The organism is Corynebacterium sp. (genome assembly GCF_030532195.1).
Classification (GTDB): domain Bacteria; phylum Actinomycetota; class Actinomycetes; order Mycobacteriales; family Mycobacteriaceae; genus Corynebacterium.
In genome coordinates, this window is sequence record NZ_JAUNLP010000004.1 from 39,730 (window position 1) to 52,052 (window position 12,323).

17 protein-coding genes are annotated in these 12,323 nt (G+C 57.8%); 15 read left to right on the forward strand and 2 right to left on the reverse strand.

The window, feature by feature from the left end; all coding sequences use genetic code 11:
- Positions 1-15: 15 nt before the first annotated feature.
- The 10 genes from rplB to Q4E11_RS05605 all read left to right on the forward strand — a co-directional run bounded on the left by rplB (position 16) and on the right by Q4E11_RS05605 (position 6,569).
- Complete coding sequence (gene rplB, locus Q4E11_RS05560; RefSeq protein ID WP_303164307.1) at positions 16-858, forward strand: 50S ribosomal protein L2; 843 nt, start codon at positions 16-18, stop codon at positions 856-858.
- A 14-nt stretch (positions 859-872) separates the two neighbouring features.
- Positions 873-1,151 carry a 30S ribosomal protein S19 gene (rpsS, locus tag Q4E11_RS05565; RefSeq protein ID WP_005509882.1) on the forward strand — a complete coding sequence of 93 codons (279 nt, stop codon included), beginning with the start codon at positions 873-875 and terminating at the stop codon, positions 1,149-1,151.
- A gap of 3 nt (positions 1,152-1,154) precedes the next feature.
- Positions 1,155-1,517, forward strand: a complete 363-nt coding sequence (gene rplV, locus Q4E11_RS05570) for a 50S ribosomal protein L22 (protein WP_303164309.1) — start codon at positions 1,155-1,157, stop codon at positions 1,515-1,517.
- Positions 1,517-2,254, forward strand: coding sequence for a 30S ribosomal protein S3 (rpsC, locus tag Q4E11_RS05575; protein ID WP_303164311.1), 738 nt, complete (start codon positions 1,517-1,519; stop codon positions 2,252-2,254). The genes rplV and rpsC overlap by 1 nt, the downstream gene beginning before the upstream one ends.
- A gap of 3 nt (positions 2,255-2,257) precedes the next feature.
- Entirely contained in the window at positions 2,258-2,674 is a 417-nt protein-coding gene (rplP, locus tag Q4E11_RS05580; RefSeq protein ID WP_303164312.1) for a 50S ribosomal protein L16, read from the forward strand.
- Positions 2,674-2,916: a 50S ribosomal protein L29 gene (gene rpmC / locus Q4E11_RS05585; RefSeq protein ID WP_303164313.1), complete on the forward strand. Its 243-nt coding sequence runs from the start codon at positions 2,674-2,676 to the stop codon at positions 2,914-2,916. Before rplP ends, rpmC begins: the two co-directional genes overlap by 1 nt.
- Complete coding sequence (gene rpsQ / locus Q4E11_RS05590; RefSeq protein ID WP_303164315.1) at positions 2,913-3,191, forward strand: 30S ribosomal protein S17; 279 nt, start codon at positions 2,913-2,915, stop codon at positions 3,189-3,191. Before rpmC ends, rpsQ begins: the two co-directional genes overlap by 4 nt.
- Positions 3,192-3,445: 254 nt before the next feature.
- A complete protein-coding gene (gene mgtE, locus Q4E11_RS05595) occupies positions 3,446-4,795 on the forward strand; it encodes a magnesium transporter (protein ID WP_303164316.1) in 1,350 nt (449 codons plus the stop codon).
- A 232-nt stretch (positions 4,796-5,027) separates the two neighbouring features.
- Positions 5,028-5,684, forward strand: coding sequence for a bifunctional 2-polyprenyl-6-hydroxyphenol methylase/3-demethylubiquinol 3-O-methyltransferase UbiG (locus Q4E11_RS05600; RefSeq protein ID WP_303164317.1), 657 nt, complete (start codon positions 5,028-5,030; stop codon positions 5,682-5,684).
- Between the two features lie 102 nt (positions 5,685-5,786).
- Positions 5,787-6,569: a formate/nitrite transporter family protein gene (locus Q4E11_RS05605; RefSeq protein WP_303164318.1), complete on the forward strand. Its 783-nt coding sequence runs from the start codon at positions 5,787-5,789 to the stop codon at positions 6,567-6,569.
- 29 nt (positions 6,570-6,598) lie between these two features.
- On the opposite strand, the gene Q4E11_RS05610 is transcribed toward Q4E11_RS05605, so the two are convergent.
- Complete coding sequence (locus tag Q4E11_RS05610; protein WP_303164320.1) at positions 6,599-7,315, reverse strand: VIT family protein; 717 nt, start codon at positions 7,313-7,315, stop codon at positions 6,599-6,601.
- A 734-nt stretch (positions 7,316-8,049) separates the two neighbouring features.
- Here Q4E11_RS05610 and rplN point away from each other — a divergent pair.
- The 4 genes from rplN (at position 8,050) to Q4E11_RS05630 (ending at position 10,630) form a co-directional block, all read left to right on the forward strand.
- A complete protein-coding gene (gene rplN / locus Q4E11_RS05615) occupies positions 8,050-8,418 on the forward strand; it encodes a 50S ribosomal protein L14 (RefSeq protein WP_303164321.1) in 369 nt (122 codons plus the stop codon).
- The gene (gene rplX / locus Q4E11_RS05620; RefSeq protein ID WP_005509963.1) at positions 8,419-8,733 is read left to right on the forward strand and encodes a 50S ribosomal protein L24; all 315 of its coding nucleotides are present in this window, start codon (positions 8,419-8,421) and stop codon (positions 8,731-8,733) included.
- A gap of 2 nt (positions 8,734-8,735) precedes the next feature.
- A complete protein-coding gene (gene rplE / locus Q4E11_RS05625) occupies positions 8,736-9,290 on the forward strand; it encodes a 50S ribosomal protein L5 (RefSeq protein WP_303164323.1) in 555 nt (184 codons plus the stop codon).
- A 455-nt stretch (positions 9,291-9,745) separates the two neighbouring features.
- Positions 9,746-10,630, forward strand: coding sequence for a GDSL-type esterase/lipase family protein (locus Q4E11_RS05630; RefSeq protein ID WP_303164324.1), 885 nt, complete (start codon positions 9,746-9,748; stop codon positions 10,628-10,630).
- Between the two features lie 106 nt (positions 10,631-10,736).
- On the opposite strand, the gene Q4E11_RS05635 is transcribed toward Q4E11_RS05630, so the two are convergent.
- Complete coding sequence (locus Q4E11_RS05635) at positions 10,737-11,438, reverse strand: MgtC/SapB family protein (protein ID WP_303164325.1); 702 nt, start codon at positions 11,436-11,438, stop codon at positions 10,737-10,739.
- Positions 11,439-11,913: 475 nt separating this feature from the next.
- Between Q4E11_RS05635 and rpsH the strand changes: the two genes are divergently transcribed.
- Positions 11,914-12,312: a 30S ribosomal protein S8 gene (gene rpsH / locus Q4E11_RS05640; protein ID WP_303164326.1), complete on the forward strand. Its 399-nt coding sequence runs from the start codon at positions 11,914-11,916 to the stop codon at positions 12,310-12,312.
- The last annotated feature ends 11 nt before the right edge of the window (positions 12,313-12,323 follow it).

Sequence of the window (12,323 nt, forward strand, 5' to 3'; positions counted from 1 at the left end):
AGGAAGAGCAAAAGTATGGCTATTCGTAAGTACAAGCCGACTACGCCGGGTCGCCGCCAGAGCTCCGTCTCCGAGTTCAGCGAGGTTACTCGCTCGACTCCTGAGAAGTCTCTGCTGCGCCCGCTGTCGAAGACTGGTGGCCGTAACGTTCACGGTCACATCACCACTCGCCACAAGGGTGGCGGGCACAAGCGCCAGTACCGTGTCATCGACTTCCGTCGTAATGACAAGGACGGCATTCCGGCAAAGGTCGCTCACATCGAGTACGACCCGAACCGCACCGCTAACATCGCTCTGCTGCACTACGCAGACGGTGAGAAGCGCTACATCATCGCCCCGAAGAACCTGAAGCAGGGTGCCATCGTTGAGTCCGGCCCGAACGCCGACATCAAGGTTGGTAACAACTTGCCGCTGCGCAACATCCCGACCGGTACCACCATTCACTGCGTGGAACTGAAGCCGGGCGCTGGTGCCAAGATGGCTCGTTCTGCTGGTGCTTCGATCCAGCTGCTGGGTAAGGAAGGCAAGTACGCAGTTTTGCGTATGCCGTCTTCTGAGATCCGCCGTGTCGACGCACGTTGCCGTGCATCCATCGGTGAGGTCGGCAACCAGGACCAGATCAACATCCGTTGGGGTAAGGCTGGTCGTATGCGTTGGAAGGGCTGGCGCCCGACCGTCCGCGGTGTTGTCATGAACCCGGTTGACCACCCGCACGGTGGTGGTGAGGGTAAGACCTCCGGTGGTCGCCACCCGGTTTCCCCGTGGGGCCAGAAGGAAGGCCGCACCCGTAAGCCGAACCGTCCGTCCGATCCGTTGATCGTTCGCCGCCGTCGTACCAACAAGAATAAGAAGCGCTAAGGAGGGAACTGAGAATGCCACGCAGCCTTAAGAAGGGCCCGTTCGTCGATGAGCACCTCCTCGCGAAGGTCGATGCACAGAACGAGAAGGGCACCAAGCAGGTCATCAAGACCTGGTCTCGCCGCTCCACGATTCTCCCCGATTTCATCGGCCACACCTTCGCCGTTCACGACGGTCGCAAGCACGTGCCGGTTTTCGTGGATGACTCTATGGTCGGCCACAAGCTGGGCGAATTCGCCCCGACCAAGACCTTTAAGGGTCACGTCAAGGATGACAAGAAGGGACGTCGATAAGCCATGAGCAACGACATTACTTCTGCACGCGCAACTGCGCGCTTCGTCCGCGTCACCCCGATGAAGGCACGTCGCGTCCTGGACACCGTTCGCGGTAAGTCCGTCGACGAGGCGCTGAACATCCTGGAGTACGCTCCGCAGGGTGCTGCTGAGCCGGTCGCAAAGGTTGTTGCTTCTGCAGCTGCAAACGCTGAGAACAACTTCGGCCTGGACCGTCGTACTCTGGTCATCTCCGAGGCTTTCGCCAACGAGGGACCGACCATGAAGCGCTTCCGCCCGCGTGCGCAGGGCCGTGCTTTCCACGTCCGCAAGCGCACCAGCCACATCACCGTGGTCGTCGAGAGCCAGAAGGAAGGTGACCGATAGTGGGACAGAAGATCCATCCACACGGTCTTCGCCTCGGTATTTCCAGCGACTGGAAGTCCCGCTGGTACGCCGACAAGCAGTACGCTGACTACCTGGCCGAGGACATCAAGATCCGCGATCTGCTGTCCACCGGCCTCGAGCGCGCCGGCATCTCCGATGTCGTCATCGAGCGCACCCGTGACCGCGTGCGTGTGGACATCCACACCGCTCGCCCGGGTATCGTCATTGGCCGTCGTGGCTCCGAGGCTGACCGCATCCGCGGTGAGCTGGAGAAGCTGACGGGCAAGCAGGTTCAGCTGAACATCCTTGAAGTTAAGAACATCGACGCTGATGCGAAGCTCGTTGCTCAGTCCATCGCTGAACAGCTGGCCAACCGTGTCGCCTTCCGTCGTGCAATGCGCAAGGCTATCCAGTCTGCAATGCGTCAGCCGCACGTCAAGGGCATCAAGGTTGTCTGCTCCGGTCGTCTGGGCGGTGCCGAAATGGGCCGCACCGAGCGTTACCACGAGGGTCGCGTTCCGCTGCACACCCTGCGTGCGGAAATCGACTACGGCACCCACGAGGCTCACACCACCTTCGGCCGCATCGGCGTGAAGGTGTGGATCTACAAGGGTGACGTCATCGGTGGCCGTCGCGAGTCCGAGATCAACGCTCGTAACGATCGCCCGCGTCGCAATGATCGCCCGCGTCGTGGCGGCAAGCGTCGTCAGCGTGCGTCTGAGAAGAAGGAGGGCTAATTCATGCTCATCCCGAAGCGCGTTAAGTTCCGTCGTCAGCACCGCCCGACCCGCTCTGGCATGTCCAAGGGTGGCAACAAGGTGACCTTCGGTGACTTCGGTCTTCAGGCTCTCGAGCCGTCCTACATCACCAACCGTCAGATTGAGGCAGCTCGTATTGCTATTAACCGCCACGTCAAGCGTGGTGGCAAGGTCTGGATTCAGATTTTCCCGGACCGCCCGCTGACCCAGAAGCCACTGGGTGTTCGTATGGGTTCCGGTAAGGGCCCGGTCGAGAAGTGGGTTGCAAACGTCAAGCCGGGTCGCATCCTGTTCGAGATGTCCTACCCGGACGAGGCAGTTGCCATTGAGGCTCTCAAGCGCGCAGGCGCTAAGCTGCCGATTAAGACCCGAATCGTTCGGAAGGAGGATCAGTACTGATGTCGAACGGCATTCCCGCCCACGAGCTTCGCTCGCTGGATAACGATGACCTGGTTGCCAAGCTCAAGGAGTCTAAGGAGGAGCTGTTCAACCTCCGTTTCCAGAGCGCTACCGGTCAGCTGACCAACAACCGCCGTCTCCGCACTGTCCGTAAGGATATTGCTCGCATTTACACCATTATGCGTGAGCGCGAGCTCGGCCTTTCCGCTGCACCAGCCGATAATGATGGTGATGCAGCATGAGTGAGGAAAACATGAACACCACCGAGGCTGGCGCACGTAAGGTGCGCACCGGTTACGTCGTGTCCGACAAGATGCAGAAGACCATCGTTGTCGAGCTCGAGGACCGCAAGCAGCACGCCCTGTACGGCAAGATCATGCGCACCAACTCCAAGGTCAAGGCGCATGACGAGAACGAAGAGGCAGGCGTGGGCGACCGCGTCCTGATCGAAGAGTGCCGTCCGCTTTCCAAGGACAAGCACTTCCGTCTGCTCGAAATCGTCGAGAAGGCTAAGTAAAGCCCGCTAGCTGCCCTCGCAGCTTATGCTTTACGACGAAACCCCGCCGCGGGAAACACCAAGAGTGTTTTCTGTGGCGGGGTTTTGTTCTTTCTAGTGAGTCATCGGCACCTCAGTCGCGGTATCGGCACCCGATTATCCGCAACATTGTCATTGGGTGAATTCTTAACGTTTGCTAAATGAAGTGGCTCTCCCAGCGGGTTTGGCTCTGATAGCATAGCGGAGGATTTGAGCCAGGTGAGGGGAGAATTACGATGACGAAGTCCGTAACCAAAATTGATGACAGAGAACTTAATTCGGCACTTCGTTCTCATGACTTGCCTGAGCTTTCACGGCTGTTGAGTGATATTGAGCCCCGGGCCGCTGCGAAGCTGATGCGCCGCTTGGGGCATGAAGAGCGTGCGCTGTTCTACCGCACGCTGCCAAAGGACACAGCCGTTGAGACGTTTGACGAGCTCGACCCAGCGCTGCAGGCACACCTGATTGAGAGCCTTCGTGACCCGGAAGTTACCGCTGTCTTTGCGGAAATGGAACCGGATGACCGAGCTGAGCTGCTCGATGAACTGCCGGCTTCGGTTGCTGCCAAGCTGCTGGCTGGTCTTCCTGAGGATGAACGCGAGCTCACCAACATCGTTCTCGGCTACCCTGACGGTTCTATTGGTCGTCGCATGAGCCCGGAGCTGGTCTCGCTTCACGACGATATGACGGTGGGCAAGGCCCTGGAGACTGTGCATCAGCACTTGGATGATGCCGAGTCCATCTACACCCTGCCGGTGTCGACTAAGGGCCGACGCCTGGTGGGTGTTGTGAGCCTGCGAGATCTGATGCGGGCGGACTCAGAGGCGTTGGTGTCTACGCTGGTAAAGAAGGCCGACTACGCTGAAGCCACTGAGAATGAAGAGCTCGTCGCTCGCATGTGCGCGGACCGAAAGCGACTTGCGCTGCCCATCGTGGATAGCGAACAGCGCGTCATCGGTCTGCTGACAGTGGACGATGCGCTACAAATTCTTGAAGAGGCGGACTCTGAGGATCAAGCTCGTATCTCCGGTTCTGAGCCACTGCGTCTGCCGTACTTGGCAACTCCAATTTTCGAAATCGTCCGCTCCCGCGTGGTGTGGCTGTTGGTGCTGGCCATCGGTGCGACGTTGACTGTGCAGGTGCTGGAGCGGTTCGAGGAAACACTATCGCAGATGGTTGTGCTCTCGATCTTTGTGCCACTGCTGATTGGTACCGGTGGTAATACCGGCAACCAGGCGGCAACCACAATTACCCGTGCGGTGGCACTTGGCGATGTTCAGCCCCGTGACATCCTCAAGGTAATCTTCCGGGAGATTCGCGTCGGCGCGTTCTTGGGATTGTTGCTTGGCCTGCTTGGTTTCCTTTTGGCTGGCGTCTTCTATGGCTGGAATATCGGCGCGGTTATCGGTCTGACGCTCCTGGGCATCTGCACGCTTGCAGCAACAGTTGGTGGCATCATGCCACTGATTGGTAAGAAGCTCGGTATTGACCCAGCTGTGTTTGCAAACCCGTTCATCACCACGCTGGTCGATGCATCGGGTCTGATTATCTACTTCCTGATTGCCAAGGCAGTCTTGGGTATTTAGGCCGATTCATCACCCTCCGGGACACTCGTACGGGAGACTACGGACCTGCCATGGCGCAGAATAGTAAATTCGTGGATTCGAGCAATCGGCATAACCCGCGGTCGCAGGGCGGTGATGAAGCGAGTCCGAAGTGGCAAAGTTCCGGAATGCCAGGGGGATAACCCCTTACGCGACTTCATGGCACAGCAAGGCTACAAGCCCTCGAACTAGCGAATAGCGAGACTGCGCCATAATGGTGACCATGAGCAATAGTCATCGCACCTGGAAAGAAATCATCGCCGCCGACCCGCAGCACTCGCGTCGCTACGCCAACCGCTGGCGGGGTTTCGTGCGCGAAGGCCGCGACATCGACGGCGAGGCGCGGTTGGCGGACGCGATGGCACCTCGTCACGCGCGGATTCTCGACGCCGGCTGCGGTCAGGGGCGCGTGGGCGGCTATCTAGCCAAGGCAGGCCACCGCGTCGTCGGTGTCGACGTCGACGCCTACCTCATCGACGAGGCCAAGCGCCAGTTCGCCGACGCAACGTGGTTGGTAGGGGACTTAGCACAGCTGCCGCAGGTGCTGCAGGGGCTTGACGACGGCCTGGAGAACACACCCGAAGGTGACACCGCAACCGGCTTCGATGTCATCATTTGTCCCGGTAACGTGCTGACCTTTGTGGCAACTGAAGACCGTGTGAAGGTGCTGAAAGGCTTTGCAGAGGTACTGAATCCGGAGGGCGGCCGCGCCGTTGTCGGTTTCGGTGCCGGCCGAGGCTGGGACTTCGCTGACTTTGAAACCACCGCGCAGGAGGCGGGACTGAAGGTCACCCAGCGCTACTCGACTTGGGATTTGCGTCCCTTCGACGGTGAATCACAATTCTTGGTCGCAGTGCTTGAGCGGGGGTAGGGCACGTCGTACCGTCGTAAAGCGTATGTGCTTAAGCGCCGCGTAGTCATTATTATTCTACACGAATAACTGCATTAATCGGCATGTGGGAAGGCAGCGGCGGTGGCGCTACAGGAAACGCTGGATACGGCGGGGGATAAGAAGCAGGAATTGCTGACGAAGGACTATGCGCGATTTGCGGTGCGCGCGGTCCTGGCGGGCATGTACCTGACGCTCGGCACGGCATTTGCCGCGGTGGCCGGCCAGGTTGCGGAGAGCGTGGTGCCGGGGACTGGTGGTCTTGTCTTCGCCTGCCTGTTTGGGCTGGGACTGTTTGCCATCGTAGTGCTCGGCGCGGAGCTGGCGACTGGCAGCATGATGTTTGTGTCCTGGTCGGCAACTCGCGGTCGTATGCCGTGGGGACTGGCACTCAGAATGGTCGTTGTTGCGACGTTCTATAACTTCATTGGCGCGGCGATTGTGGCGCTGGTATTGAGCCAAAGTGCAAAGCTCGGCGGCGTTGATGACACACATCTGATCTCGACGTTGACGGAAGGTAAGCTGGCCAAGCCATTCTTCGGCGCATTCATTGAGGCGATGGGCGCGAACTTCGTGGTCAACATGGCTGTGGTAGGTGCACTAAAGGCCAAGGAAATTGTCTCGAAGTTCGTGGTGATTCTGCCGATTATTGCAGTGTTTGTCGGGCTCGGGCTCGAGCACGTGATTGCGAACTTCTCGCTGTTTTCCTTGGCCTTTTTCGCAGACCCACAGCCCGCCAGCTTCGATAGTCTGCACGTCACCGGAAACTGGGTTGCCGTGTGGGTGGGCAACTTCGTCGGCGGCGGACTGGGAATCGGTGCGGTCTACGCCTGGTTGAATAAGACGAGGACCAGCTACGTTGATTAATTTTTTGTGATCCCTGCGCAGTAGACGGTTTAGCCGACGGCCTGACCGAAGAGTAGACCGACCAGGTAGGACACGACCAAACCGAGTGCACCACCGATAACCAGTCGGAGTGCAGCCTTGCCGGAGTGCGTAGCACTGAGCTTGGCGCTGATGAAACCGGTCAGTGCCAGTGTCACAATCGTGACAACGGTGACTGCAATTGCACCGGCGGTTGGGCCAGTAAAGATCATGGCCGCAATCATCGGCAGAATTGCGCCGAGCAGGAACGATAGGGCCGAGGAACCCGCGGCTGCCCATGGATTGGTCAGCTCTTCGCCATCAATACCCAACTCCAGCTTGAGGTGTGCCGCGAGCGGATCGTTCTGTTCGATGCCGGAGGCGGCGTCTTCAGCGATGTGTGCCGGGATGCCATAGCCGGCGAGAATACCGACCAGCTCCTTGTGCTCCTCCTCGGGGAACTCCTTCAGCTCTGCCTTTTCCTTGGCGATCAGAGCGCGTTCAGTATCGCGCTGAGTCGACACCGAAACGTACTCACCCAGAGCCATTGAGATTGCACCGGCAATCACTGCTGCTGCACCGGCGGTGAGAATTGCCTCGCGTGAGGAACCTGCTGCAATAACGCTCAGCAGAATCAAGGCCGTGGAAACAATGCCGTCGTTAGCGCCGAGAACGCCTGCGCGGAGCCAATTCAGTTTCGAAGTCTCGGAGGCCTTGTGCGGTTCATGTGGATGTGCATGTGATGACATGACAGGACCTTCCCCATCTTTGAGCACCGCACCTGGTGGCCATCTACCTCAGACCGTGACAGGTGCGGCTGTTTGATTATGAGTGCTCATTGCGAAATTGCCGAAGAAAAAGCGACGAAATAGCAACAAGCCAGCACCATCGATTTAATGTTCCTTACGGGCATTCCTCAACCGCAGTAACTGCGGTTTCCCCCTCTTATATATAAGAGCATCTGCTGCGATAAATCACTGTGCTTTGCCTAATAAGACCAGTACAAATGGGGTGGAAACTGGTCGGGTATGAGAATTCTGCGTAGTTTCTCTTCAACAGGGGCTACATTGCACTACCCCCTGTCTATGTACTGATGGGTACGTTGAATTCGTAAGTCGTTACCCCCTCCCAACCGACCTTCGGAGTTGGTTCTGGGTTTAGTTGTCTATGCCGTAACGCTAGGCGCGTGGCTGAGATTCTTGCGGGGCAGTGTCAATACGGAGATCAATACGGAGATCAGTGCAATGAGAGCGCAAAACAGAGGGATTTTGTTGTCCCGCTGGAACGTGCCATAATACACAGGTTGCGCGAAGTGGCCTCAAACTGCCCCGACGGTTTCGACTGTTGGGAGTGGGAGGCCAAACGATATGAAAGATACCGCTTATCGGTGTTTTCGTCGTAAAGCGCAAACGCAAGACATAAAGACCGCGTGCGTTTAGGACGGAAATCTGACGCACAATGCAACCAGGTCAGGAGAACCGCAGTGATTCAGCAGGAATCCCGTCTGCGCGTTGCCGACAACACCGGTGCACGTGAACTTCTGTGCATCCGCGTTCTCGGCGGCTCGACCCGACGCTTCGCTGGCATTGGCGACACCATCGTCGCTTCTGTCAAGGAAGCTGCTCCGGGCGGCAACGTCAAGGCAGGCGAAATCGTTAAGGCAGTCATCGTTCGTGCAAAGAAGGAGACCCGTCGTCCGGACGGTTCCTACATCTCCTTCGATGAGAACGCTGCTGTGATCATCAAGGCTGATGGTGAGCCGAAGGGTACTCGTATCTTCGGCCCGGTCGCGCGTGAGCTGCGTGACAAGAAGTTCATGAAGATTGTCTCGCTCGCACCGGAGGTGATTTAAGTGAAGATCCGTAAGGGCGATACCGTGCTGGTTATCTCCGGTCCGGACAAGGGTGCTCAGGGCAAGGTCATCGAGGCCTACCCGAAGCGCGACAAGGTTCTGGTCGAGGGCGTTAACCGTATCAAGAAGCACGTTGCAAACTCCGCTGCGGAGCGCGGCGCATCCTCGGGCGGCATTGTCACCCAGGAAGCTCCGATTCACGTGTCGAACGTCATGCTGGTCGACGAAGACGGTACCCCGACTCGCGTCGGCTACCGCTTCGATGAGGACGGCAAGAAGGTTCGCATCTCCCGCCGTACCGGGAAGGACATCTAAGCATGAGCGAAAATTACACCCCTCGTCTGAAGACTCGTTACCGCGAGGAAATTCGCGGCAAGCTGCAGGATCAGTTCTCCTACGAGAACGTCATGCAGGTTCCGGGTATCACCAAGGTCGTCGTCAACATGGGCGTTGGTGCCGCTGCTCAGGACAAGAAGCAGATTAACGGCGCAATCAACGACCTGACTCTGATCACTGGTCAGAAGCCGGAGACCCGTCGTGCCCGCAAGTCGATCGCTAACTTCAAGCTGCGTGAAGGCGACGCCATCGGCGCTCGCGTCACCCTGCGTGGCGACCGCATGTGGGAGTTCCTGGACCGTCTGCTGACCGTGGCTCTGCCACGAATCCGTGACTTCCGCGGCCTGTCTGATCAGCAGTTCGATGGTCACGGTAACTACACCTTCGGCCTGTCCGAGCAGACCATGTTCTACGAGATCGACGTTGATAAGATTGACCGCCCGCGCGGTATGGACATCACCGTCGTCACCACTGCTACCAACAACGAGGAAGGCCGCGTGCTGCTGCGCGAGCTGGGCTTCCCGTTCAAGAAGTAGTCAGTAGTCGCAATAGCGACGACGCATAAGAACTCGAATAGACCCCGAGAAACTTGGTTTCTCGGGGTTTTTCGTATCTAGGGTCTGTTTTGTCTTGTCCCTGTGGCTTACCTTTATAACTTGGCCTAAACGGGGTGCGCGGGGAGACGTAGCTCGAACTGGGGCGACCAGGGCTGGCAAAGCGCTTTGTCTTATAAAATTTTTTAACCCCGTCGCGACTGGTAGGGGGCGTTATTGCGGAAAAAGACCAAGAAAATCACAGTTCATTTTGAAAATTAGTTAGGCATTCGTGACCCGGCCGTTATAGACTCTCATCTGTTATTGTTTCGGCTGACGAAATCTGTTGGCGAAATGAACGCAATCGAAACATGAGTAGTAGTAACGCGCGTATCAGTTTCCCGCAATATCAATCTCATGTCCAGACACGCAAGTTCAGAAACGCAAGGGACTTATCTATGAAGAAATTCTCAGTAGCAGCTCGTTCGGCTGCCGTTGCAATGGTCGCCGCACTGGGGCTCAGCATGGGCGCGGGCGCTGCCACCGCTCAGCCGCAGCTGCCGAACATCCCGATTCCGGGCATCGGTACCAACCCGGCCAAGGGCGTTAAGCAGCTTGTCACTTTCGGTGACTCCTTCACTGCAAACGCTGGCAAGGGTGGCCCGCGTGGCCTGGAGCCGGGTCAGACTCCGCTGGTTGCAAACTGCGCAACCGACATGGAGAACTGGCCAAAGGTTGCCGCTCACAAGCTGAACAAGTCTCTGGGCGATTGGTCCTGCAACGGCCTCGGCGGTGCACCGGGGCAGCTGCTGGCATACCTCGAGATGGCTATCCAGTACGGCGACATTGGAGAGGGCACCGAGAACGTTGTCCTGATGTACGGCGGTATGGACTTCATCCAGTGGGTCGACGTTGCAGGTGAACTCGTCGCAAAGCCGGCGCCAAACGCTCCGACCATCTTCAAGCAGCAGATTAAGCTGTTCTCGGACCGTGTCCACCAGGTTGCCCCGAAGGCCAAGATCGTTCTGGCTTCCTACCCGGAGTACGCTACCGACGACAAGCTCTGCCTGGTCAACACCCCGGGCCGCGTCAACCCAATTCCTGCTCCGGGTGCAACACAGGTTCAGGCCGGTCTGCGCGACTCCCTGAAGCACGCTGCTGAGTTCGTCGGCGCCGACTTCATTGACGTCTACCAGGCAACCATCGGCCACGGCACCTGCCAGCCGAATGAGGACGAGCGCTACGTCGCTGGCTTCATGGATCCGGTGATGGGTCCGATGACCAACCACCCGACCATCGCTGGTGAAAAGGCAATGGGCAACATCATCGCCGACCAGCTCTAAAAAGCTAGCGGGTTCGCCGCGTCGTAAAGCGAGATTTGCATGAATCGCTCTGGGGAGACTTCTCCAGAGCGATTTTTGCGTGTGTTGGGTAGGGCGGACAGCGGCACTACGTCTCGGAGGCGCTCCAGCTAATGTCCGTTACGGCTGGGTGCTTGACGACGGCTCGGAGAGTGTCCTCCAAGGAGGCATCGTTGCGCTGGAGGGCGTGAACCAAAATTCGCATGGTGGCGTAGGCGCCATCTTCTGAATCACGGGCGGAAAAGCTCATCATAGTGAGGGGCGACTTATTGATGGTGTCGAAAAGGGCGTTGCGAATTTCCACCTCATTGTCGGTACGGCATGTAACTGAGATGGTGTAATTGGTGTCTTCGGCATGAGCCCCGGCGCGGGAAGTGCTAGCGAGCAGCCGCGACAATGGGCGTAGCGCAGAGTTGATGAGAATAACTGCGGCCGAGCCAAGGAGCGCGGCCTGCCAGATACCGGCACCGGCAAACGCTCCAATCGCGCCAGAGACCCAGATGGTTGCGGCCGTGTTCAATCCTGAAATGGTGCTTCCATGCTTAATGATCACGCCGGCGCCGATAAAGCCTATGCCGGTGACAATTTGTGCGGAAACTCGTAAGGGGTCGGAGCCCGGGAAAGCGGTCGCACCAAAGAGAGTAAAGAGGGCCGCGCCGACAGTAATGAGTGTGGTTGTGCGAAGTCCGGCTGTGCTGGCGCGCAATTGGCGCTCAGCTCCGATGAGAGTGCCCAGTACTAATGCTAATGCGAGCCGAGCGGCCAGCACGCTGACCTCAACCGTTAACATGCCAAACCCTTTCGCACGGATGTTGTATTGATGCTGCCACATTTAAGTGAACCCATGAGGATGCCGATATCAAAATTGGAGCCCGTCGCGGTGCGTTCCCGGTACGTTGGCTATGGGGTCCCCGCAAGTGAAGCAGTCGGAAAAGCAATCGCATAAATAAAAGGATTTTGTCTTTAACGTGGGCATTTGGTAGTATCGCGTGGTCTGCCCTCCGAGGGAGGTCAGGTGTAATTGTAAGAACTTTGCTGTAGGCCCCTCGCCTCGCATCGTCTCTGGTGTCACCTGGGTGGCGAGCTGATTCGGCTACTGAACCGAATTGGCGAACAGTAGCCCTTAAATCGCTGGAATCACGATATTGGCACAAAGCTTTTTTGATCTCACGCAGTGAGCGACTGTTGTTGTTTGCTGTGGTTGAGCGGATGGTTTGCCACGAGGTGGGAAGGAACCGCGGCGAGAAAGGATACGGTCACTAACCATGACCATGACTGACCCAATCGCCGACATGCTGTCGCGCGTGCGTAACGCAAACAACGCGTACCACGACACTGTCTCGATGCCGTCGTCCAAGCTGAAGGCTAATATTGCCGAGATCCTCAAGTCTGAGGGTTACATTTCGGACTACGCTGTCGAGGATGCCAAGGTCGGCAAGACTCTGACCCTGAACCTGAAGTACGGCCCGTCTCGCGAGCGTTCTATCGCTGGCGTCCGCCGTGTCTCCAAGCCGGGTCTGCGCGTCTACGCTAAGTCCACTAACCTGCCGAAGGTCCTCGGTGGCCTGGGCGTGGCTATCATCTCCACGTCTCAGGGTCTGCTGACTGACCGTCAGGCTTACGAGAAGAAGGTTGGCGGGGAAGTCCTCGCTTACGTCTGGTAAAGGGGGAACTA

Bases quoted from the DNA above. Each gene is read 5' to 3' on its own strand.
- rplB (WP_303164307.1), top strand. From the start codon at position 16: ATGGCTATTCGTAAGTACAAGCCGACTACGCCGGGTCGCCGCCAGAGC.
- rpsS (WP_005509882.1), top strand. From the start codon at position 873: ATGCCACGCAGCCTTAAGAAGGGCCCGTTCGTCGATGAGCACCTCCTC.
- rplV (WP_303164309.1), top strand. From the start codon at position 1,155: ATGAGCAACGACATTACTTCTGCACGCGCAACTGCGCGCTTCGTCCGC.
- rplP (WP_303164312.1), top strand. From the start codon at position 2,258: ATGCTCATCCCGAAGCGCGTTAAGTTCCGTCGTCAGCACCGCCCGACC.
- rpmC (WP_303164313.1), top strand. From the start codon at position 2,674: ATGTCGAACGGCATTCCCGCCCACGAGCTTCGCTCGCTGGATAACGAT.
- rpsQ (WP_303164315.1), top strand. From the start codon at position 2,913: ATGAGTGAGGAAAACATGAACACCACCGAGGCTGGCGCACGTAAGGTG.
- mgtE (WP_303164316.1), top strand. From the start codon at position 3,446: ATGACGAAGTCCGTAACCAAAATTGATGACAGAGAACTTAATTCGGCA.
- Q4E11_RS05600 (WP_303164317.1), top strand. From the start codon at position 5,028: ATGGTGACCATGAGCAATAGTCATCGCACCTGGAAAGAAATCATCGCC.
- Q4E11_RS05610 (WP_303164320.1), bottom strand. From the start codon at position 7,315: ATGTCATCACATGCACATCCACATGAACCGCACAAGGCCTCCGAGACT.
- rplE (WP_303164323.1), top strand. From the start codon at position 8,736: ATGAGCGAAAATTACACCCCTCGTCTGAAGACTCGTTACCGCGAGGAA.
- Q4E11_RS05630 (WP_303164324.1), top strand. From the start codon at position 9,746: ATGAAGAAATTCTCAGTAGCAGCTCGTTCGGCTGCCGTTGCAATGGTC.
- Q4E11_RS05635 (WP_303164325.1), bottom strand. From the start codon at position 11,438: ATGTTAACGGTTGAGGTCAGCGTGCTGGCCGCTCGGCTCGCATTAGCA.
- rpsH (WP_303164326.1), top strand. From the start codon at position 11,914: ATGACCATGACTGACCCAATCGCCGACATGCTGTCGCGCGTGCGTAAC.